This is a genomic window from Brachybacterium sp. GU-2 (assembly GCF_030866705.2).
Lineage (GTDB): Bacteria > Actinomycetota > Actinomycetes > Actinomycetales > Dermabacteraceae > Brachybacterium > Brachybacterium conglomeratum.
This window is the reverse complement of record NZ_CP133037.2, coordinates 2,325,869-2,345,022: the sequence shown is the minus strand read 5'-3', so window position 1 is coordinate 2,345,022 and position 19,154 is coordinate 2,325,869. Positions and strand designations below refer to the sequence as shown.

Below are 19,154 nucleotides of genomic sequence, written 5' to 3'. Positions count from 1 at the left end.
GCTTATCCCGAGCCGAAGGCAACCGGCGGCAACCGTCCGCCCGTCACTCTGAGGGGTCCAGCTGCTTGATCACGGTCGCAGGCACGCCGCCGACGACGCAGTAGTCGGGGATGTCCCTGGTGACGACGGCGCCGGCGGCGATGACGACGTCGCTGCCGATCGTGACGCCGGGCAGGATCGTGCAGTGCGCGCCGATCCAGACGTCGTCGCCCAGGGTGACGGGCTCGCCGAGTCCGAGGTGGGCGCGTCGGCCGGCGGCGGTCAGCGGGTGGCCGACGGTGGAGATCACGGTGCCTGGACCGATCATGCAGTGGTCGCCGATGCGCACGGGGGCGATGTCGAGGATGGTCACGTCGTAGTTCGCCAGGAAGTTCTCGCCGACGTGGATGTTCGCGCCGTGGTCGCAGCGAAAGCCGGGCTGGACGTCGACGACCTCGCCGCAGGAGCCGAGCAGGGCGCGCAGCGCCGCATCGCGCGCCTGGGCATCGCGCGGGTCGATCGCGTCGAGCTCCCGGCAGGCCAGCAGCGCGGCCTGCTTGCGGGCCGCGACCTCCGGGTCGTCGAAGCAGTACTCGAGCCCGGCGTCGAGCTTCTCGAGCTCGGTCATCGCCGGGGCGGCTTCATCCGGGGTGCGAGTCATGGGGACCAGTCTCCCAGGCCCGCGGTCCGGGAGCCGCACCCCGTCAGTGCACCCCTCCGTCAGTGCACCCCTCCGAGCTCGACGAGCAGGACGCCCGCGACGATCAGCCCCATACCGCCGAGCATCATCGGCGTGAGCGGCTCGCGGAACAGGATCCGGGAGAGCACGGCGGTCAGGACGATGCCGACCGCCACCCAGACGCCGTAGGCGACGCCGAGGGGCATGCCGAGCGAGAGAGCGCCGGAGATCAGGGAGAAGGCGAGCACGTAGCCGAACACGAGCGGCACGTACCAGCGGCGGTCGCCGCCGGTCGAGGCCATCCGGAGGGACAGCGTCCCGCCGACCTCGGCGAGGACGGCTCCGGCGAGCAGCAGCCAGGTCATCGGGACTCCTCTCCGGTGGCGGGGACGGCGTCGGCGCCCGTCGCGGTGTCGGGCGCGGCCGCGTCGGCGGTTGCCTGGTGGGCGCGCTGGGAGCCGATCTCGACGACGACCACGCCGGCGGCGACCAGCACGAAGCCGACGATCTTGAGGACGGTGAGCACCTCCCCGAACAGGATCGCGGAGCCGGCGGCGGCGAGGACCACCCCGGAGGCGCCCCAGATGCCGTAGGCGACGCCGAGGGACATGCCTCGCCGCAGCACCTGGCCCAGCAGGGTGAAGGCGAGGACGTAGCCGGCGACGACGAGCACGTACAGCGCAGGGTTGTCGAGCGCTCCGCGCAGGGCGAGCGTGGCGGTGACCTCGCTGAGGATCGCGCCGATGAGCAGCAGCCAGGCGGTCATGCGTCACCTCCGAGCAGGTCGCGGGCGAGCTCGCGCGCCTGGTCCAGCTGCTCCTCGGAGCCGGCGTCCATTCCGCTGGCGCGGTCGAACCAGAGGCCGTCGGCCATCAGCCGCACGGCCAGGAGGCGTGCGCTGCGGCCGGCGTCGACCCCGACGGGGAGGCCGAGCCAGCGGGAGAGCTGGTCCTCCCAGCGCTCGGTGAGGGCGACGCGCAGGTTCGGGTCGGCGAAGATCACGAGGTCGGCAGCATCCAGCGCGCCGGTGCAGGCCCAGTCGAGATAGGCGAGCACGCGATGCTCGGCGGGCGCCTCGGCGAAGTCCTCGATCTCGGCGCCGTGGCGCGCGGCGACCAGGGCGAGCATCTCGCGCTCGTAGCGCGCAGTCATCCGGTCGAGGATCGCGCCGAGCAGCTGCTCCTTGGTGGCGAAGTGGTACATCAGCCCCGGCTTGGTGACGCCGGCGGCGCGGGCGGCGGAGTCGAGGGTGAGCGTGCCACCCTCGCCGAGATGGGCCTCGGCGGCGTCGAGCATCGCCTCGCGGGCCGAGGGGCGGTGCGCGGGGCGTGCGGGCGGTGTGGAGCGTGCGGGTGGTGTGGAGCGTGCGGGTGGCATGGAACCTCCGAGTCCGAGGGAGCACTCGTTACTTTACCAACCGGATGGCCAAGTAACACAAGCCTGAGTCACCTCCTGCATGAGCCGCTTCTCCCCCTGCTACTCCCCCGGCGCAGGGGCCCAGCGGGCGATCTGCGCGGCGAGGTGCCCGGCGCCGTAGCCGTTGTCGATGTTGACCACGCCGATGCCCGGCGCGCAGGCGGAGAGCATCGTGAGCGCCGCGGTGACGCCGCCGGCGGCGACTCCGTAGCCGACGGAGGTGGGCAGCGCGACGACGGGCGCGGGGATCTGCCCGGCGATCACGGTGGGCAGCGCACCGTCCATCCCGGCGGCGACGACCACACAGGCCGCCTCCCGCAGCTCGGGCAGTCGGGATTGCAGGCGGTGCAGCCCCGCGATGCCGATGTCGGCGATGAGCTTGGTGGGCCGGCCGAGGTGGCGGGCGGTGAGCTCGGCCTCGCGGGCTACGGGCAGGTCGCTGGTGCCGGCGCAGGCCACGATCACGAGGCCGCCGCTCGGCGCGGGCGGTTCGGCGGGCCAGGCGAGGAAGCGGGCCGACGGATCGTGCGAGGCGTCCGGCAGGGCGGCGAGCACGGCCTCGGCGCGGGCCTCGTCGGCGCGGGTGAACAGCACCGGGCCGAGGTCCTCGCGGCCCTCGGCGGCGAGGCGCACATAGGTCGCAGCGATCTGGCCGACCTGCTCGACGGACTTCGCGTCGCAGAGCACGGCCTCGGGCGCGCCGCGGCGGGAGGCGCGGTCGAGGTCAAGGTCGAGGAAGCCCTCGATCCTGCCGGCCCCGCCGGCCGTTCCTGCCCCGTCGGCCGCTCCCGGTGCCTCAGCCACGCGCGTCCCTCCCGGCGATCTGCAGGGAGAACAGGCCCGAGCGGATCCCGTCGAGGTCGATGGTGACGTGCTGGAAGCCGGTCTCCTTGCCGGCGGCGACGAGCGCCTCGCGGATCTCGGGCTCCATCGCGCGCGCCAGCTCATCGGTGGGCAGCTCGATCCGGCCGACGCTGCCGTGGTGGCGCACCCGGCAGTCGCTGAAGCCCTGCTCGTAGACGGCGTCCTCGAGGTCGTCGATCTGGCGCAGCTTCTCCGGGGTGACCTCCTGCCCGAAGGGGATGCGGGAGGCGAGGCAGGGGGCGGCGGGCTTGTCCGCGACGGGCAGGGACAGCTGCCGCGCCACCTCGCGGACCTGAGACTTCGTCATGCCGACGACGGACAGCGGCCGCAGCACCTGGTGCCGGGTAGCGGCGAAGGCGCCGGGGCGGTCGTGGCGGGTCGCGTCGTCGGCGTTCTCCCCGTAGGCGACCGCGTCGAGCTGCTGCTCGCCGACGACGTCCTCGCCGATGCGGGTGAACAGCTCGTCCTTGCAATGAAAACACCTGGCAGCGTCGTTCTTCTGGTAGTCGGGGTTCTCGCCCTCGTGGGTGGGGACCTCGACGACGTCCGCGCCGATCACGCGCGCGACCTGGTGGGCGAGGCGCCGCTCGCGCCGGGCGAGGGACGGGGAGACGCCCAGCAGCGCGACCACGTTCTCGGCGCCGAGCGCGCGCACGGCGAGCGCGAGCAGGGTCGCGGAGTCGACGCCGCCGGAGTAGGCGACGCCGAGCTTCTTCACGCCCGCGAGCTCGGCGGAGACCGCGTCGGCGAGCTCGAGCGCCTCGCCCTGCAGGGCGTCGGGCGTCATCTCCTCGGCCTCGAAGCCGGGGTGGCCGGGCGCGAAGAGCGAGGTGGGGGCCTGCGGGGCGGTCCCGAGCGTGAGCGGGACGGGCTGGCGGAGGCTGGTCACTTGACCTGCTCCGCGGCGCCGTCGCGCTCGGAGGCGAGGCGGAAGAGGACCTCGCCCGCGTGGTCGATCACCAGGGTGTCGGGGTCATCGCGCAGCGCCTCGAGGTCGAGGGAGGCGGGGTCCATGTACAGCACGTTGTACGCCTCGGTCTCCTCCTTGGAGATGGAGGTGGCGAAGTAGCGGTTCACGCGCTGCTTCTCCTCGCCCGTCTCGGGGTCGTAGGTGCCGAGGCCCGTGACGTGGGTGGAGTGGGCGAGCTCGCCCCAGGGGTGGTCCTTGAAGCGGTCCCACTGCTTTGTGAAGTACTCGATGTTGTGGTACCCGATCTCGCGGATGCCGGGATGCATCTCGGCGACCGCGGTGATGTGCGGGGCGTAGATGATCACGTCGCCGCCGTCGGCGCAGACGGGCTCGGACTTGTAGAAGCCCTTCGCCCCGGTCCACATGTCCTCGTACATCTCCGGGACGAGGGCGACGATCCGCTTATAGGGCTTCTCGACGTAGGTGATGTGGGTCTGTGCGGAGATCCTCGCCATCGCCGCCCAGGCGGCCTGCGGGTCGCCGAACGCGATCGCGCCGAGGTCCGCTCCGCCCTCGGCGACGTCCATGGTGAAGGCGAGCTTCTCGGTGGGGATGAGCTCGCTCGCGGCGTCGATGAGCTGGCGCACGGGGGTGATGCCGAGGGTGCCGATGATGCGGCTGGCGGTGATCAGCGCACCCACCCAGTGGGAGATGTCGATGACGTCGTGCACCGAGCAGCCGGGGAAGAAGTACTTGTTGCCGCCGGAGAAGCCGACGACCTCGTGGGGAAAGACGGGGCCGACGATCAGGTTCACGTCGGACTCGACGCAGAGCCTGTTGATCTGCACGTGCATGGGCACGTCGGTGAGCAGGCCGCCCGTGAGCTCGGCGATCTGCTCGGCGGGGATGACGCCGAGGTCCGCGATCTGGGAGGGGTCGTCCCAGGCATGGTTCAGGACGGTCCACTCCGGGTAGGTCGCCTTCGCCCCGCGCTCGGTGGAGCCGAGCAGCTGATCGATCGCCTGCTCGCTCATCGCGGCATGGGTGCCGAGCGCGATGAGCACAGTGACGGAGGAGGCGCGGCCGGCGAGCGCGTCGTGGATCGCGGGGAGCACCTTCGGGAGGGGGACGGAGCGGGTGCCGTCCGGGATGATCAGGCAGACGCTCTTGCCGTCGAGGTCGGCGGCGGCGAGCTGCTCGGCGACGAAACCGGCGACCTGCTCGTCGGTGAGGTTGCCTCCCGGGCCGCCGAGGAGGGCGGCCCGTTCGGCCAGGCCCTCGGGGATCGGGTGGATCGTGGGCAGCTGGGTCGCCGTCGTCGTCTGGCTCATGGCCCCATGATGCTCGGTGCGACCAGACCCGAACAAGGATGGCCAGGCTGTTGCCACGGGGGTCGACCGAGTCGATCTGGGCGTCGGCCGCATCCTCCCCCGCGGGCTGAGCCGGTCCGTCGCCGCGCCGTTCCCGGCGCCGGGCCGCCAGCGCGTAGCGGGGCGCGAACAGGTGGACCAGCGCGAACAGCAACCCCTGTACGAGCACGATCAGCCCGCCGGAGGCGGCATCGAGCCAGCAGCTGTGTGCCGATCGGCGGGTATTCCGATCCGTCCCGTCGGCTCCCCCGCAGTTCCACCGCCGAAGATTTCTGTCTCCTGCCCCGGTGATCCGCTGACGCGTAGGGTCGAACCATGGGAATCACGGGAGTGTTGGGGCTCGGGGGCTGGGAGATCATCATGCTGCTCGCGGCGGTCGCCGCCGCGGTGCTGGTCCTCGCCGTGCTCTTCGCGGTCGTCCGGGCGGCCGCCGCCTCCGGCGTCCGACGAGCGCAGCGGGAGACGGAGCCGAGGCGCGAGGATCGACTGGACTGACTCTCTCGCCACACGGCACGGCACCCTGCCCAGGGCACCGCCCTTCCTGGCACGCCGCGCTCGCGCGACTCCGCTGCCTGCGACGACGGGGTGGTGAAGCTCGTCGACGACGTGGCGCTTCGGGCAGCCGGGGCAGGTGAGAACCGCGCCGCGGACACGATTTGCATCCATTGATGCATGCATTAGCCTGTGCGGCATGCCTTCCCCCACCCTCCCCTGGCTCGATGACCGCGAGAACCGTCCGATCGCGACGCAGATCGCCGCCGCAACCGCCCGCCGGATCGCCGAGGGCGCGATCGACCCGGGCGCCCTGCTGCGTGAGGTCGACGTCGCCGAGGAGCACGGCGCGAGCCGCACCCCGGCGCGCGAGGCGATGCTGCAGCTGGAGACCTGGGGGCTGGTGCGCCTCCTGCCGAAGAAGGGCGCCCAGGTCACGACCCCGACCGCCCGGGAGCGGGAGGAGCTGCTCTCTGTCCGCGCGATGCTCGAGGGGCACGCCGTCTCCCGCATCGCGCCCGACGAGACCCGTCGCACCTCCCTCGTCGAGGCGCTCGCGCCAGTGCTTGCGGCGCAGGAGGCCGCGACCGATCGTCCCGCGGACTTCGCCGTCCACGACTACGCTTTCCACCTCACCCTCGCCTCCCACGATGGCAACCGCGTGGTCGAGGAGGTGCTGCGCGCGCTCGGACCGCGACTGTTCCGCCTCACGCACCTGGCCGTCCTCTCCCCCACCGCGGGCCTGCCCGCCCTGCACCGCGAGCACATCGAGCTCACCGATGCGGTGGCGCGCGGGGACGTCGCCGGCTTCCGCGAGATGATCGAGGGCCACCTGCACACCGGCCACGACGCCTACTCGGTGGTGTCCGAGTGATGCGCGCACGGATCCCGGCCTGGCTCGCCGTCGCCCCGACCGGCTTCCTCCTCGCCTGGGGCGGCAACCACTTCACGCCGCTGCTGCACGTGTACGAGACCGTCGGCGGCTATGCGCCCTGGCAGGCGAACCTGCTGCTGGGGATGTACGTCGCCGGCCTCGTCCCCGGGATGCTGCTGGCCGCAGGGCTCTCGGACCATCACGGCCGTCGGCCGATCGCGATCGCGGGCCTGCTCGCCGGGGCGCTCGGCAGCGTGGTGCTCGGAGCGAGCATGTCGAGCTTCGTGCTGCTGTGCGCCGGCCGCGTCCTCGCCGGGATCGGCGTGGGGGTCGGCATGTCGGTCTGCTCGACCTGGATCAAGGAGCTCTCCTCCGCCCCGCACGACCCGCGCGCGACGCCGACCGCCGGGGCGCGACGCTCCTCGATGATCCTCACCCTCGGCTTCGCGCTCGGCGCGGGCGCGACGGGCTCGCTCGCCCAGTGGGCGCCGCTGCCGGGGCAGCTTCCCTTCCTCGTCCATCTCGGGCTGTGCCTGCTGGCCGGGATCGCGCTGCTCGCGGCGCCGGAGAGCCTGCCGCGCGAGCTGCGGGCCCGCGGCGCGCTGCGCGATGACCTGAGGGTCTCCTCGGTAAGGCATCCCGTCTTCGCGCGGATCGTGCTGCCGGCCGCGCCGTGGGTGTTCGCCGCCGCCGGGGTCGCCTACGCCATCCTGCCTGCGACGGTCGAGGCGCAGATCGGGGACTCCGCGACGATCTACGCGACGGGCCTGACGGTGCTCACCCTGGGCGTCGGCGCGATCACCCAGGGCACCGTGGGCCTGATCGACCGCCTCACCCGCGGCCGCGCGCTGGTCGTGGGCCTGAGCGGCATGAGCGCGGGGATGATCCTCGCCGCCGTCGCCGCGGATCTGCGCCGCCCGGTGCTGGTTGTAGGCGTCGCGGCACTGCTCGGCGCGTCCTACGGGGTGTGCGTGGTGGCGGGCCTCGTCATCGCGCAGTCCCTCGCCTCCCCGCGGGAGCTCGCCGGGATGACCGGCGTGTACTACTCCCTCGCCTATCTCGGGTTCCTGCTGCCGACGATCCTCGCCGCCCTCACCCCGGTCCTGCCCTACACGGGAGGTCTCGTGATCGTCGCGGCGGTGTGCGTGCTGTGCCTCGCGACCGTCGCCTGGGGTCTGCGCCGCCCGCTCCCGACGCCGACGGCCGACGCGGTGGAGGACGAGCTCGTCGACCCCGAGGTCGCCTCGGTCGCCGCCTCCTGAGCAGTCCTCACCGCATGGTCGCGGCGAGCTCCGACTCGCTCAGGGCGCGGTCAGCGAAGACCAGGCGCTGGGCAGGTGCGTCCACGTGCGGGCGTCGGAGTAGATCCGGTGGAGGTCCTCGAGGTCGCTCTCCCGGGGAGGGTCGAGCTGCAGGCGGGCATCGGTGGTCATCAGGACAGCATGACCGACCGGGCCGACACCGGGCGCGCAGCTCCCCGGCCGGCCGCGGTGGCACCCCCGTCGTCCGGCCCCGCACTCCGCCGGACGTGGCCGGACACACGTGGCCGCGCGCCACCCCGCCCCGTACCGTGTCAGAAGCACAAGAAGCGCCTGCCCGCCTGCGCCGCCTCCCTCCCCGCCCCCTCGGAGCCACCCCTCGATCAGCACGTCCACGCAGCCGACCGACACCCCCGCGACCACGCGTCGCCGCCCCGGGCTCTCGGCGCGACACCTCCACTTCATCGCCCTCGGCTCCGCGATCGGGACGGGCCTGTTCTACGGCTCGGCCGGCGCGATCCAGGCCGCGGGGCCCTCGGTGCTGCTGGTGTACCTCCTCGGCGGCGCGGTCGTGTACTTCATGCTCCGCGCGCTCGGCGAGATGGCGGTGCGGATGCCGATCTCCGGCTCCTTCGCCGAGTACACGCGACGCTTCCTGGGCCCCTGGGCCGGGTACATCACCGGCTGGATGTTCGCCTTCGAGATGCTGATCGTGTGCCTCGCGGACCTCACCGCGATCGCGATCTACATGCGCTTCTGGTTCCCGGACACCGCCCAGTGGATCTGGGTGGCCCTCACGCTGCTGATCGTGGGCGCCGCGAACCTCGCCAGCGTGCGCTGGTTCGGCGAGCTCGAGTTCGTCTTCACGATCGTGAAGGTCGCCGCGGTGGTCGCGATGATCGTCGGCGGCGCGGCGATCCTCGCCTTCGGGCTCGGGGATCCCACGACGCCGACGGGACCCGCGAACCTCACGGCCGACGGGGGCTTCTTCCCCAACGGGCCCGGCGGGATGATCAGCGCGTTCATCCTGGTGCTCTTCGCCTTCGGCGGCACCGAGATCATCGGCGTGGCCGGCACCGAGGCAGACGATCCCGCCCAGGCCATCCCGAAGGCCGTGAACACGGTCCCGGTGCGGATCCTGCTGTTCTACGTCCTCGCGATCGGCGTGATCCTGCTGCTCACCCCGTGGCAGCAGATCACCGGCGAAGAGTCCCCCTTCGTGCAGATCTTCGACACCCTCGGCGTGAACTGGGCGGCGGCGCTGCTGAACATCGTGGTGATCACCGCGGCGCTCTCCGCGATCAACGCCGACCTCTTCGGCGCCGGCCGCGTCGTCGCCGGCATGGCCCGTCAGCGCCTGGCCCCGTCGGCCCTGTCCCGCACCCTGCGCGGGGTGCCGGTCGTGACCACGCTCGCGATGCTGGGCGTGCTCGTCGTCGGCGTGGCGGTGAACTGGATCCTGCCGGACGAGGTGTTCACGATCGTCGCGTCGCTGGCGACCTTCGCGACCGTCTTCGTGTGGCTGATGATCCTGCTCGCGCAGGTCGCCTCCCGCCGCGGGATGAGCCGGCAGGAGCGGGACGCGCTGCAGTTCCCGGTCCCCTTCTGGCCCTACGGGCAGGCGTTCGCGATCGCGTTCATCCTGTTCACCTTCGGGATCATGGTGTGGCAGTCCGAGTACCACACGGCCCTGCTGGTGGGCGTCGGGTTCCTCGCGGTGATGTCGCTGCTCTACGCGGCGACAGGAGGGCAGCGGCGCCCGGTCCGGTCCTGACGCGGCACTGCCCGGCTCCCCACACGGGGACCCGGGCAGCGTCGAGATCTCGGCACGGCCGAGGCGGCCGGCTGCTCAGGCCTGCGTCACCCGCGCAGCGCGAACCCGCCGGTCCAGCCGATGATCTCGCGGGCGGCGAGGGTCATCTGCAGGAAGCCGACGGCCTCCATCTCGCGGGCGCGCTTGAGGGAGCCCGCGTCGACGCCCTTCACGCCGCCGGCGGTGACCAGCTCGATGAGTGCGGACTTCGCGGACTCGTCGTCGCCGGCGACCAGCACGACGGCGGGGACGTCGCCGCCCACCTGACCCGCGGCGAGGACGCCTGCGAACAGCGTGTTGAAGGCCTTGACGACCTTGGCGCCGGGGAGCTTCGCCTGCAGCTCGGCGGCGGCGGAGGAGTCCGCGGGGACGGTGAGGGAGTCGAAGGTCGCGAAGTCGACGGGGTTGGTGACGTCGACGACGACCTTGCCCTCGAGCTGAGCGCCGTAGGCGGCGACGAGCTCGTCGAAGGCGGTGACCGGGACGGCGAGGACGACGATCTCGCCGGTGATCGCCTCGCCGATGGCGCCGGCGGTGCCGGAGACCTCGGCGGCGAGCGCGGCGGCCTTGTCCTGGTCGCGGCCCAGGACCTGGACCTGCGCCCCACCCTTGGCGGCGAGCGCGGCGACGGCGGAGCCGACGTTGCCGGATCCGATGACGGTGACGGTGGTGCTCATGGGGTTCTCCTTGCGGTCGTGGTGGGCGGGACACCGATCTTGTTGCCCGTTCAACTACATCATACACACATAGTTGCCTGGGAAACAACCCCTAGGATGGAGGCATGTCCGCCGACGAATCCGCAGCACCCCGCGTCCCCCGGATGGATCCCGTGCACGCCCGTGCGTGGCGGGCGCTGGTGACCGTCGGCCAGCAGCTCCCCGCCCGGCTCGACGCCCAGCTCACGGACGACGCCGGGATCATCAACATCGAGTACGCGATCCTCGGCGCCCTCGCCGCCGCCCCGGACTCGACGCTGCGCATGGGAGCCCTCGCCGACGGGGCGTCGTCGTCCACCCCCCGGACCTCCAAGGCCGTCACGCGGCTGCAGAAGCGCGGACTCGTCGAACGGACCTCCTGCGCGGGCGACGGTCGCGCCATCAACGTCCGCCTCACGCGCGAGGGACTGCGCACCTATCTCCGCGCCACCCCTCCGCACATCGCGCTCGCCCGCGACACGATCCTCGGCGACCTCTCCGACGAGGAGCTGACCACCCTGGCCGGCCTGCTCGAACGGGTCACCGACCGGCTCGACGGCCCCTGATCGACGCGGTCTCCGCGATTCCCGCCGGGCGCGTGCTCGTGCAGGCGCGACGCCTCACAGCCCCCTGGCCCTGACGCGCGACGCGGTGCGGCACGGTGCGGTGCGGTGCGGTGCGACACAATGACGGCAGACACCGTCGTCGCCGCCGGGAGGCACCCCATGTCCGAGATCGTCATCGTCGCCGCCGCCCGCACCGCGCAGGGCCGGCTCCAGGGGGCGCTGTCCTCCTTCTCCGCCCCGGAGCTCGGCTCCGCCGCGATCGCCGGGGCGCTCGAGCGCGGAGGCGTGGAACCCGCCGCGGTCGACGCCGTGGTCATGGGGCAGGTGCTGCCGGCTGGCTCCGGCCAGAACCCCGCCCGACAGGCAGCGCTCGGCGCGGGCATCCCGTGGTCCACCCCCGCCAGCAGCGTGAACAAGGTGTGCCTCTCGGGCCTGACCGCCGTGATCGACGCGTCGCGGATGATCGCCTCCGGGGACGCGGAGGTCGTGGTGGCCGGCGGCATGGAGTCGATGTCCCAGGCGCCGCACCTGCTGATGGGCTCCCGCGCGGGGTGGAAGTACGGGGCGGTCGAGGCGCTGGACCATATGGCGCACGACGGCCTCACCGATGCCCACGACCAGGTGAGCATGGGCGAATCCACCGAGCGGCACAACCCGCGCTTCGAGGTCACGCGCGAGGACCAGGACCGGGTCGCGGCGCTGTCCCATCAGCGCGCGGCCGCCGCGGCCGAGCTGCTGGCAGAGGAGATCGTGCCGGTCTCGGCGCCGCAGCGCCGCGGGGTGTCGGTCGAGGTCACGGCCGACGAGGGCATCCGCCCCGACACCACCGAGGAGTCCCTCGCCCGCCTGCGCCCCGCCTTCGCCGAGGGCGGCACGATCACGGCCGGGAGCTCCTCGCAGATCTCCGACGGCGCGGCCGCCCTCGTGCTCACCACCTCGGCCCGAGCCGATGCGGAGGGATGGCAGGTCATGGCCCGGATCGGCGCGAACGGGCAGACCGCGGGACCGGACAGCTCCCTGCAGGCCCAGCCGGCCGACGCGATCGCCCGGGCGCTGACGAAGCAGCAGATCACCGCCGCGGAGCTCGACGTCGTCGAGATCAACGAGGCCTTCGGCGCCGTCGTCGCCCATTCGCAGCGCGCGCTCGGCGTCTCCGAGGAGATCGTGAACGTCCACGGCGGCGGGATCGCGCTCGGCCACCCGATCGGCGCCTCCGGAGCCCGTCTCGTGGTGCACATGGCACATGAGCTGGCCCGACGCGGCACCGGCACGGCCGCCGTGGGCCTCTGCGGCGGAGGCGGGCAGGGCGAGGCGCTCGTGCTCCTGCGGTGACCGGGCCGGCGGCGAATCGGCCGACGGGGTCCGGGCCGGGGCGCACCGGCCCGGACCACCGTCAGCGGCCGGCGGAGCCCTCCTCCGCGGGCGGGGCCTGATCGAGGACCAGCTGGAGGAAGGCGAGGTCGAGCCAGCGACCGAACTTGGTGCCCACCTGCGGCAGGACGCCCACACGGGTGAAGCCGAACCGCTCGTGCAGGCGCACGGACCCCTCGTTGCTCGCGTCGATCCCGGCGACCATCACGTGGATCCCCTGCGCGCGGGCGCGCTCGAGCAGGGCAGTGAGCAGTGCCGAGCCGGTGCCGCGGCCGCGCAGTCCCTCGCGCACATAGAGAGAGTGCTCGACGGTGTGGCGGTAGCCGTCGTGCGGCCGCCAAGGGCCGTAGGTCGCGTAGCCGAGCACGGTGCCGTCGGCCTCGAGGGCGACCAGCACCGGGAAGCCGCTCCCCTGCCGCTCGGCGAGCCAGGCGGCGCGGTCGGCGGCGTCGACGAGACGCTCGTTCCAGATCGCGGTGGTGTGCTCGACGGCGTGGTTGTAGATCGCGGCGATGCCGCCGGCGTGCTGCGCGGTCGCGTCGAGGATCTGCATCGGGGCCTCCCGGGACGTGGGGAACGCGCAGAGACTACGCCGCCGCACGGGCTCCCGGACGCGGTGCCCGCGCTCCGCGGCCGGAGGGTCCGCCCGGGACTCCTGTCCCGGGCCCTGCATACCCCGCTGGGGTACGGTCGGGGCGGCCCCGCCGTCGTCCCGAAGGATCCTCATGCCCTCCGCCCTTCCGCGCCGCGCCCTTCTCGCCGCGCTCGCCGCGACCCCGCTGGTCCTCACCGGCTGCTCCCGGCCCTCCGCGGCCGCGGAGGAGATGCTGGCCGCTCACGGCCAGCCCGCCGGCTCGGCCCGCGAGGTGATCGACGCGCTCGAGGCACTGCCGCTCGCGCAGCGGCCTCAGGAGCTGCTCGCCTCCGTGGGCACCGAGGTGCTTACCCTCACCGACGCCTCCGGGCGCGAGGCGAGCCTCGAGCTGCCCGCGGAGGAGCTGTACGTCTCGGTCGCGCCCTTCGTGACCGGCACCCACGAGTGCTTCTTCCACAGCCTCACCACGTGCCGGGGCGAGCTGGCGGACGAGGAGCTCGAGGTGCGGGTCGAGGACGCCTCCGGCACCGTGCTGATCGACGAAGCCCGCACCACCGCCCCGAACGGGTTCCTGGGCCTGTGGCTGCCGCGGGACGAGGAGCTCACCCTCCGCCTGGCCGGTACGGCGGGCGAGGCGACCACGACCCTGCGCACCGACGCGGAGGCCCCCACCTGCCTCACCACGATGCAGCTGGGGGCCTGAGCGCACCGAGGGCTCAGCGCCGGTCGCCGCTCGCCTCCGGCCGCAGATCCAGGCGGCGCAGCAGCTGCGCGTTCAGCGCCACCACCACGGTGGAGGCGCTCATCAGCAGCGCCCCCACGCTCATCGGCATCACGAACCCGATCGGGGCGAGCACGCCCGCCGCGAGCGGGACGGAGAGCAGGTTGTAGCCGGCCGCCCACCCCAGGTTCTGCCGCATCTTGCGGTACGCGGCATGGGAGAGGTCGATCACCGAGAGCACGGAGCGGGGATCCGAGGAAGCGAGCACCACGCCGGCGGAGCCGATCGCGACGTCGGTGCCGGCGCCGATCGCGAGGCCCACGTCGGCCTGGGCGAGGGCGGGGGCGTCGTTGACGCCGTCACCCACCATCGCGACCCGTCGACCCTCCTGCTGCAGATCGGCCACTCGGGCGGACTTGTCCTCGGGACGGACTTGCGCGAAGACCCGGTCGATGCCGAGCTCGGCGGCGACGTGGTCGGCGACGTTCTGCGCGTCGCCGGTGATCATGACGACCTGGAGGCCGCGCGCGTGCATCGCGTCGATCGCCTCGCGGGACTCCTCCCGCACGGCGTCGGCCAGCTTCAGCACGCCGACGGCCTCGCCGTCGCGCAGCACGTGCAGCACGATCGCGCCCTCGTCGCGCCAGGTCGCGGCCTGCTCGAGCTCGTCCGCCCCGCTCTCCTCGAGCAGGCGGGGCCCGCCCACCCGGATCTCGCGGCCGTCCACCTGGGCGCTGACGCCGAGCGCCGGGGAGGAGGAGACCTCGGAGGCGCCGGGCACGTCCACGCCGTCGGCCTCCGCTCGCCGACGGATCGCGCCGGCCAGAGGGTGCTCGCTCTCGGACTCCGCGGCGGCGGCGAGGCCCAGCAGCTCCTGCTCCCCGATACCTGCGCCCGGGGCGACCTCGAGCTGCGAGAGCTCCGGCTCGCCGCGGGTGAGGGTGCCGGTCTTGTCCAGCAGCACGGTGTCCACGGTGCGCATGCCCTCGAGCGCGAGACGGTCGGTGACCAGCACCCCGGCCCGGGCCGCGCGCTCGGTCGCGATCGAGACGACCAGCGGGATCGCCAGCCCCAGTGCGTGGGGGCAGGCGATGACCAGCACGGTCACGGTGCGGACCACGGCCTGGTCGGGCATGCCCAGCAGCGTCCAGACCAGAGCGGTGAGCACCGCGGCGCCGAGAGCGAACCAGAACAGCCAGGCGGCGGCGCGGTCGGCGATCCGCTGAGCGCGGGAGGAGGAGCTCTGGGCGTCCGAGACCAGGCGCTGGATCCCGGCGAGCGCGGTCTCCTCCCCGGTGGCGGTGACCTCGACGCGCAGGCTCGAATCGGTCGCGACGGTGCCGGCGACCACGCGGTCATCCGCGCTGCGGGTCACGGGGCGGGACTCGCCGGTGATCATCGACTCGTCGACGTCCGCGCTGCCCTCCACGATGGTGCCGTCCGCGGGGACGGAGGCGCCGGGGCGCACCAGCACGAGGTCTCCGGCGCGCAGGTCCGCGGGGGCGACGGTGACCAGCTGGTCCCCCTCGATCCGCTCGGCCTCATCGGGCAGCAGCGCGGCCAGCGAGTCCAGCGCGGAGGAGGTCTGCGCGAGCGAACGCATCTCGATCCAGTGCCCCAGCAGCATGATCACGATCAGCAGCGCGAGCTCCCACCAGAACTCGAGCTCGCGATCGAGCAGTCCCAGCCGGGAGCCCCAGGAGGCGAGGAACGCGACGGTGATGCCGAGGCTGATCAGCAGCATCATCCCCGGTGCGCGGGAGCGGAGCTCGGAGAGCCCGCCGCTGAGGAACGGCTTCCCGCCCCAGACGTACATGACGGTGCCGAGGATCGGTGCGATCCAGCCGAGGCCCGGCACGTCCGGGATCGTGTAGCCGATCAGGTCCGCGAACATCGGCGAGAGCCCGACGACCGGCACCGCGAACACCAGCATGATCCAGAACAGCCGGCGGAACTGGGCGACATGATCACCGTGACCGCTGTGACCGCTGTGACCGCTGTGACCGCTGTGACCGCTGTGACCATGCTCGTGGTGGCCTTGTTCGTGGTGCTCACCCTGGTCGTGGTGTTCACCCTGTTCGTGGTGCTCGTCCTGGCCGTGATGATCCCGGTGGTCGACGTGGCCCTCATGATGGGTACTCATGCCTCGACGGTATACCCCTAGGGGGTATTAGGGAAGGGGTGTTCGCCGCGCGTCTCCATCGTCACCCACCCCTCCCTTTCATCGCCATTTGACGATATGATCGCCGCATGGCGATGCCGATGGAATCCTCTCCCCCGCTCTTCGACGTGGACGAGTCCCAGGCCGCGCTCTTCCACGCGCTGGCCGAGCCGACCCGGCTCACCCTGCTCCAGCACCTCTCCACCGGCGAGCACCGGGTGCGGGATCTGGTCGACCACCTGCACCTGGCCCAGTCCACGGTCAGCAAGCACCTCGCCTGCCTGCGAGACTGCGGCCTGATCAGCTTGCGCAGCGAGGGCCGCGCCTCGTGGTTCTCGCTCACCGACCCGGGGCGCCTGCACTCCCTGCTCGGCCTCGCGAGCGCGATGCTCTCCGGCGCGGGCGCGTCACCGACGGTCCACGAGCACCTGCACGATCCGCGCGTCGGCGGCGGCCCCGCCGGCACGGAACGCACGCCCGACGCGGGCACCATGCGCGACGTGGGCGACCCGCTCGACGGGGACGGTCCGCGATGACCGCCTCGCACACCCACGGCCACGGCCACAGCCACGCCTCCCCGACGACCGGCCGCACCCGCCTCGCGATCGCCTTCGGGCTGACGGCGCTGATCGTCCTTGCCCAGGCGGTCGGCAGCGTGGTCACCGGCTCCCTCGCCCTGCTCACCGACACCGCGCACGCGCTCGTGGACGCCTCCGGCCTGCTCGTCGCGCTGATCGCGGCGACGATGCTGCTGCGCCCCGCGAGCCCCACCCGCACCTGGGGCTTCGCCCGGATCGAGGTGCTCGCGGCGCTGGCTCAGGCGACGCTCCTGATCGTCGTCGGCACCTACACCGCGGTCGAGGGGCTGCGCCGCCTCGCCTCCCCGCCCGAGATCGCCTCGACGGAGCTGCTCGTCTTCGGCGCGGTCGGCCTCGCGGTGAACCTGGTGGCGATCCTCGTGCTCGCCGGCGGCAAGGACGCGAGCCTGAACATGAAGGCGGCCTTCCTCGAGGTCGCGAACGATGCGCTCGGCTCCCTCGGCGTGATCGTCGCGGCGCTCGTCATCCGCTTCACCGGCTTCCAGCAGGCCGACGCGCTCGCGGGCCTGTTCATCGCGGCGCTGATCGTGCCGCGCGCGGTGCGGATCCTGCGCGACACCCTGCGGATCCTCATGGAGTACACCCCCGAGGGCGTCGACCTCGACGAGGTGCGCGAGCACCTGCTCGCCCTCGAGCACGTCCAGGACGTCCACGACCTGCACGCCTCCAACGTCGGCAGCAGCCTGCCGATCCTCTCCGCCCACGTGGTGGTGGCCGAGGAGTGCTTCGGCTCGGCGCATGCGATGGAGATCCTCGAGGAGGTCCACGAGTGCGTGCGGACCCACTTCCCCGTCGCCTTCGAGCACGCCACCATCCAGATGGAGAGCCCCGTCGTGCAGGCCCGCGAGGCCGCCCGCCCCCTGCATGCCTGAGCCGCGCACGGTCGAGCCGGCAGCTCGACGCGCCGACACCCCTTGACCGACCGCACCGCGTGGAGTGTCCTGGCCGCATGACATCGCTGAGCGCACGCGCCGACACCCTCCTCGCCCTCCACCACAAGCCCGCCCCTGTCGTGCTCCCCACTGTGTGGGACGCCTGGTCCGCCCGTGCCGCCGTCGAGGCCGGCTTCGAGGCGCTGACCATCGGCAGCCACCCTCTCGCCGACTCGCTGGGCTCCGGCGACGGCGAGCAGATGAGCCTCGCCGAGGCCCTCGCCGGCATCGCCCGCATCGCCGGGGCTGTGGACGTCCCCGTCTCGGCGGACATGGAGTCCGGCTACGACACCGCCCCCGCCGAACTCGTCGAGCGAGTGCTGGAGGCGGGCGCCGTCGGCGTCAACATCGAGGACACCGTCCACTCGGAGGACCGGCTGCGCGGAGCGCAGGAGCATGCCGACTACATCGCGGGGATCCGCCGGGCGGCCGACGAGGCCGGGGTGCGCCTGGTGATCAACGCCCGCACCGACGTGTTCGCGACCGACGAGCAGATCCCGGATCGGCTCGCCGAGGCGATCACGCGGCTGAACCTGCTCGAGAAGGCGGGGGCGGACTCGCTCTACCCGGTGGGCGTGCCGGACACCGCGACGCTCGAGGCGCTGCTCGCCGCCGTGAGCACGCCGCTGAACGTCACCGCCCATCCGGCGAAGGGCGCGATCCCGGACGGCCTGGCCCTCGCCCGACTGTCGGAGCTCGGCGTGCGCCGCGTCAGCTTCGGCCCGCTGCTGCAGGCCGCCCTGGCCGCCCACCTCGACGAGGTCACCGCGGCCTGGCGCTGAGCGGCCCCCCACGGACCGGGCGGCCCTGGTCCTCCACCACCCTCCGGGAACAGGGTTTCCTGCCGCGGATCCTGCTCGCGATCGCGACGCCACAAAGGACCACAAGGTCCGCACCGAGGAGATCGTCGGCCGCCGGCTCCAGCGCTCCGGGAAGCGCGAAGAGATCGTGCTGGCCACCAAGGTGTTCGGCGAGAAGGGTCCCGGGGCGAACGACCGCGACCTCTCCGCGCTGAACATCCGCCGCGCGGTCGACGCGTCCCTGCGCCGCCTGCAGACCGACCACATCGACCTCCACCAGGTGCACCACGTGGACCGCTCCGCGCGCTGCACCGACCGGGCGCGCTCGGTCCGATCATCGGCCCGCGCACCATGGAGCAGCTGGACTCCGCGATCGAGACGGTCGACATCGCGCTGTCCGAGGACGACCTCGCGGCTCTCGACGAGATCCTCCCCGGCCCGGGCGGTCCGGCCCCGGAGGACTGCGCTTGGTGACGACGGCTCACCCCACCGGCAGGCAGAACGGGCGTTGCCCTCCGGGTCGGCGAGGACGTAGAGCGGCACGTCCGGAACCTGGGTGCGATCCATGAGCAGCGGCCTCCTGGTCGGTCCCGTCACGGCAGTACGACGACCCCGCGGCGACCACGGCCCTCGTGGAGATCAGACCGCAGGGGGACCCTTCGCCATCCCGCGGTCCGATCCGTCGGCCCCCGCCCCGTTCCTACGCTGGCGACCACGCTCAGGCATCTGGGCGCGCATCGACCACGAGGAGGGCATTCCCGTGACCGCCACGTACGCACCCGCCGTCCACCACGGCACCGGCAAGGGCACCGCGAGCCTGCTGCTCGGGATCTGCTCGCTGCTGGCGGGATGGACGCTGATCGCTCCGGTCCTCGGGCTGGTCCTCGGGTTCATGTCCCGCGGGGACGAGCCCTTCGCCCGCGGCCGCGCCGGCTGGGGGATCCTCCTGAACCTGCTGGCCATGCTGGGCTGGATCCTCGCAGGCATGCTCCTCCTGACCACCAGCGCCGGATGGATCGTCTCGGAGGTCGAACTCAGCGGGCTGTTCGGGGGCTGAG

23 protein-coding genes and 1 pseudogene are annotated in these 19,154 nt (G+C 72.8%); 13 read left to right on the top strand and 11 right to left on the bottom strand.

The features are described 5' to 3' along the window. Positions 1 to 43: 43 nt before the first annotated feature. From RBL05_RS10715 to RBL05_RS10685, 7 genes are all read right to left on the bottom strand, one after another. A complete protein-coding gene (locus RBL05_RS10715; RefSeq protein WP_308739501.1) occupies positions 44 to 640 on the bottom strand; it encodes a sugar O-acetyltransferase in 597 nt (198 codons plus the stop codon). A 59-nt stretch (positions 641 to 699) separates the two neighbouring features. Further along, positions 700 to 1,023: a DMT family transporter gene (locus tag RBL05_RS10710; protein WP_308739502.1), complete on the bottom strand. Its 324-nt coding sequence runs from the start codon at positions 1,021 to 1,023 to the stop codon at positions 700 to 702. Beyond that, the gene (locus tag RBL05_RS10705; protein ID WP_308739503.1) at positions 1,020 to 1,424 is read right to left on the bottom strand and encodes a DMT family transporter; all 405 of its coding nucleotides are present in this window, start codon (positions 1,422 to 1,424) and stop codon (positions 1,020 to 1,022) included. Before RBL05_RS10705 ends, RBL05_RS10710 begins: the two co-directional genes overlap by 4 nt. Continuing rightward, entirely contained in the window at positions 1,421 to 2,035 is a 615-nt protein-coding gene (locus RBL05_RS10700; RefSeq protein ID WP_308739504.1) for a TetR/AcrR family transcriptional regulator, read from the bottom strand. Before RBL05_RS10700 ends, RBL05_RS10705 begins: the two co-directional genes overlap by 4 nt. Positions 2,036 to 2,134: 99 nt before the next feature. Further along, on the bottom strand, positions 2,135 to 2,878 hold the full coding sequence (gene larB / locus RBL05_RS10695; RefSeq protein ID WP_308739505.1) for a nickel pincer cofactor biosynthesis protein LarB: 744 nt from the start codon (positions 2,876 to 2,878) through the stop codon (positions 2,135 to 2,137). Further along, complete coding sequence (gene larE, locus RBL05_RS10690) at positions 2,871 to 3,827, bottom strand: ATP-dependent sacrificial sulfur transferase LarE (protein WP_308739506.1); 957 nt, start codon at positions 3,825 to 3,827, stop codon at positions 2,871 to 2,873. The genes larB and larE overlap by 8 nt, the downstream gene beginning before the upstream one ends. After that, entirely contained in the window at positions 3,824 to 5,179 is a 1,356-nt protein-coding gene (locus RBL05_RS10685) for a lactate racemase domain-containing protein (protein ID WP_308739507.1), read from the bottom strand. The genes larE and RBL05_RS10685 overlap by 4 nt, the downstream gene beginning before the upstream one ends. 354 nt (positions 5,180 to 5,533) lie before the next feature. Here RBL05_RS10685 and RBL05_RS10680 point away from each other — a divergent pair, with 354 nt between their 5' ends. From RBL05_RS10680 to RBL05_RS10670, 3 genes are all read left to right on the top strand, one after another. Continuing rightward, on the top strand, positions 5,534 to 5,713 hold the full coding sequence (locus RBL05_RS10680; protein WP_308739508.1) for a hypothetical protein: 180 nt from the start codon (positions 5,534 to 5,536) through the stop codon (positions 5,711 to 5,713). A gap of 196 nt (positions 5,714 to 5,909) precedes the next feature. Continuing rightward, positions 5,910 to 6,584 (top strand): GntR family transcriptional regulator, encoded by a 675-nt coding sequence (locus RBL05_RS10675; RefSeq protein ID WP_308739509.1) that lies wholly within the window; start codon positions 5,910 to 5,912, stop codon positions 6,582 to 6,584. Continuing rightward, positions 6,584 to 7,846 (top strand): MFS transporter, encoded by a 1,263-nt coding sequence (locus RBL05_RS10670; RefSeq protein WP_308739510.1) that lies wholly within the window; start codon positions 6,584 to 6,586, stop codon positions 7,844 to 7,846. Before RBL05_RS10675 ends, RBL05_RS10670 begins: the two co-directional genes overlap by 1 nt. Positions 7,847 to 7,885: 39 nt before the next feature. Here RBL05_RS10670 and RBL05_RS10665 read toward each other — a convergent pair whose 3' ends face one another. Next, on the bottom strand, positions 7,886 to 8,017 hold the full coding sequence (locus RBL05_RS10665; RefSeq protein ID WP_308739511.1) for a hypothetical protein: 132 nt from the start codon (positions 8,015 to 8,017) through the stop codon (positions 7,886 to 7,888). Positions 8,018 to 8,225: 208 nt separating this feature from the next. Here RBL05_RS10665 and RBL05_RS10660 point away from each other — a divergent pair, with 208 nt between their 5' ends. Then, a complete protein-coding gene (locus tag RBL05_RS10660; protein ID WP_308741180.1) occupies positions 8,226 to 9,617 on the top strand; it encodes an amino acid permease in 1,392 nt (463 codons plus the stop codon). A gap of 86 nt (positions 9,618 to 9,703) precedes the next feature. On the opposite strand, the gene RBL05_RS10655 is transcribed toward RBL05_RS10660, so the two are convergent. Then, complete coding sequence (locus RBL05_RS10655) at positions 9,704 to 10,333, bottom strand: NADPH-dependent F420 reductase (RefSeq protein ID WP_308739512.1); 630 nt, start codon at positions 10,331 to 10,333, stop codon at positions 9,704 to 9,706. A gap of 104 nt (positions 10,334 to 10,437) precedes the next feature. Here RBL05_RS10655 and RBL05_RS10650 point away from each other — a divergent pair, with 104 nt between their 5' ends. Together RBL05_RS10650 and RBL05_RS10645 are read left to right on the top strand one after the other, a co-directional pair. Then, the gene (locus tag RBL05_RS10650) at positions 10,438 to 10,917 is read left to right on the top strand and encodes a MarR family winged helix-turn-helix transcriptional regulator (RefSeq protein WP_308739513.1); all 480 of its coding nucleotides are present in this window, start codon (positions 10,438 to 10,440) and stop codon (positions 10,915 to 10,917) included. Between the two features lie 159 nt (positions 10,918 to 11,076). Next, on the top strand, positions 11,077 to 12,249 hold the full coding sequence (locus RBL05_RS10645) for an acetyl-CoA C-acyltransferase (protein WP_308739514.1): 1,173 nt from the start codon (positions 11,077 to 11,079) through the stop codon (positions 12,247 to 12,249). Between the two features lie 61 nt (positions 12,250 to 12,310). On the opposite strand, the gene RBL05_RS10640 is transcribed toward RBL05_RS10645, so the two are convergent. Next, on the bottom strand, positions 12,311 to 12,841 hold the full coding sequence (locus RBL05_RS10640; RefSeq protein ID WP_308739515.1) for a GNAT family N-acetyltransferase: 531 nt from the start codon (positions 12,839 to 12,841) through the stop codon (positions 12,311 to 12,313). Between the two features lie 172 nt (positions 12,842 to 13,013). Here RBL05_RS10640 and RBL05_RS10635 point away from each other — a divergent pair, with 172 nt between their 5' ends. Further along, complete coding sequence (locus tag RBL05_RS10635; RefSeq protein WP_308739516.1) at positions 13,014 to 13,586, top strand: CueP family metal-binding protein; 573 nt, start codon at positions 13,014 to 13,016, stop codon at positions 13,584 to 13,586. 13 nt (positions 13,587 to 13,599) lie between these two features. On the opposite strand, the gene RBL05_RS10630 is transcribed toward RBL05_RS10635, so the two are convergent. Beyond that, the gene (locus RBL05_RS10630; RefSeq protein ID WP_308739517.1) at positions 13,600 to 15,747 is read right to left on the bottom strand and encodes a heavy metal translocating P-type ATPase; all 2,148 of its coding nucleotides are present in this window, start codon (positions 15,745 to 15,747) and stop codon (positions 13,600 to 13,602) included. A gap of 107 nt (positions 15,748 to 15,854) precedes the next feature. Between RBL05_RS10630 and RBL05_RS10625 the strand changes: the two genes are divergently transcribed. From RBL05_RS10625 to RBL05_RS10600, 6 genes and pseudogenes are all read left to right on the top strand, one after another. Further along, the gene (locus RBL05_RS10625) at positions 15,855 to 16,301 is read left to right on the top strand and encodes an ArsR/SmtB family transcription factor (RefSeq protein ID WP_308739518.1); all 447 of its coding nucleotides are present in this window, start codon (positions 15,855 to 15,857) and stop codon (positions 16,299 to 16,301) included. Then, positions 16,298 to 17,236, top strand: coding sequence for a cation diffusion facilitator family transporter (locus tag RBL05_RS10620; protein ID WP_308739519.1), 939 nt, complete (start codon positions 16,298 to 16,300; stop codon positions 17,234 to 17,236). Before RBL05_RS10625 ends, RBL05_RS10620 begins: the two co-directional genes overlap by 4 nt. A gap of 77 nt (positions 17,237 to 17,313) precedes the next feature. Next, complete coding sequence (locus RBL05_RS10615; RefSeq protein ID WP_308739520.1) at positions 17,314 to 18,078, top strand: isocitrate lyase/PEP mutase family protein; 765 nt, start codon at positions 17,314 to 17,316, stop codon at positions 18,076 to 18,078. Positions 18,079 to 18,244: 166 nt separating this feature from the next. After that, positions 18,245 to 18,340 (top strand): annotated as a pseudogene (locus RBL05_RS10610) (aldo/keto reductase); the annotation flags it as partial. A 107-nt stretch (positions 18,341 to 18,447) separates the two neighbouring features. Continuing rightward, positions 18,448 to 18,570, top strand: coding sequence for a hypothetical protein (locus tag RBL05_RS10605; RefSeq protein WP_308741196.1), 123 nt, complete (start codon positions 18,448 to 18,450; stop codon positions 18,568 to 18,570). A 286-nt stretch (positions 18,571 to 18,856) separates the two neighbouring features. Next, a complete protein-coding gene (locus RBL05_RS10600) occupies positions 18,857 to 19,153 on the top strand; it encodes a hypothetical protein (RefSeq protein WP_308739521.1) in 297 nt (98 codons plus the stop codon). Position 19,154 lies beyond the last annotated feature (1 nt).

Coding starts and splice junctions, on each gene's coding strand:
- RBL05_RS10715 (WP_308739501.1), bottom strand. CDS start 640: ATGACTCGCACCCCGGATGAAGCCGCCCCGGCGATGACCGAGCTCGAG.
- RBL05_RS10605 (WP_308741196.1), top strand. CDS start 18,448: ATGGAGCAGCTGGACTCCGCGATCGAGACGGTCGACATCGCGCTGTCC.
- RBL05_RS10615 (WP_308739520.1), top strand. CDS start 17,314: ATGACATCGCTGAGCGCACGCGCCGACACCCTCCTCGCCCTCCACCAC.
- RBL05_RS10685 (WP_308739507.1), bottom strand. CDS start 5,179: ATGAGCCAGACGACGACGGCGACCCAGCTGCCCACGATCCACCCGATC.
- RBL05_RS10705 (WP_308739503.1), bottom strand. CDS start 1,424: ATGACCGCCTGGCTGCTGCTCATCGGCGCGATCCTCAGCGAGGTCACC.
- RBL05_RS10645 (WP_308739514.1), top strand. CDS start 11,077: ATGTCCGAGATCGTCATCGTCGCCGCCGCCCGCACCGCGCAGGGCCGG.
- RBL05_RS10650 (WP_308739513.1), top strand. CDS start 10,438: ATGTCCGCCGACGAATCCGCAGCACCCCGCGTCCCCCGGATGGATCCC.
- RBL05_RS10680 (WP_308739508.1), top strand. CDS start 5,534: ATGGGAATCACGGGAGTGTTGGGGCTCGGGGGCTGGGAGATCATCATG.
- RBL05_RS10630 (WP_308739517.1), bottom strand. CDS start 15,747: ATGAGTACCCATCATGAGGGCCACGTCGACCACCGGGATCATCACGGC.
- RBL05_RS10620 (WP_308739519.1), top strand. CDS start 16,298: ATGACCGCCTCGCACACCCACGGCCACGGCCACAGCCACGCCTCCCCG.
- RBL05_RS10700 (WP_308739504.1), bottom strand. CDS start 2,035: ATGCCACCCGCACGCTCCACACCACCCGCACGCTCCACACCGCCCGCA.
- RBL05_RS10640 (WP_308739515.1), bottom strand. CDS start 12,841: ATGCAGATCCTCGACGCGACCGCGCAGCACGCCGGCGGCATCGCCGCG.
- RBL05_RS10665 (WP_308739511.1), bottom strand. CDS start 8,017: ATGACCACCGATGCCCGCCTGCAGCTCGACCCTCCCCGGGAGAGCGAC.
- RBL05_RS10635 (WP_308739516.1), top strand. CDS start 13,014: ATGCCCTCCGCCCTTCCGCGCCGCGCCCTTCTCGCCGCGCTCGCCGCG.
- RBL05_RS10625 (WP_308739518.1), top strand. CDS start 15,855: ATGGCGATGCCGATGGAATCCTCTCCCCCGCTCTTCGACGTGGACGAG.
- RBL05_RS10670 (WP_308739510.1), top strand. CDS start 6,584: ATGCGCGCACGGATCCCGGCCTGGCTCGCCGTCGCCCCGACCGGCTTC.
- RBL05_RS10675 (WP_308739509.1), top strand. CDS start 5,910: ATGCCTTCCCCCACCCTCCCCTGGCTCGATGACCGCGAGAACCGTCCG.
- RBL05_RS10655 (WP_308739512.1), bottom strand. CDS start 10,333: ATGAGCACCACCGTCACCGTCATCGGATCCGGCAACGTCGGCTCCGCC.
- RBL05_RS10710 (WP_308739502.1), bottom strand. CDS start 1,023: ATGACCTGGCTGCTGCTCGCCGGAGCCGTCCTCGCCGAGGTCGGCGGG.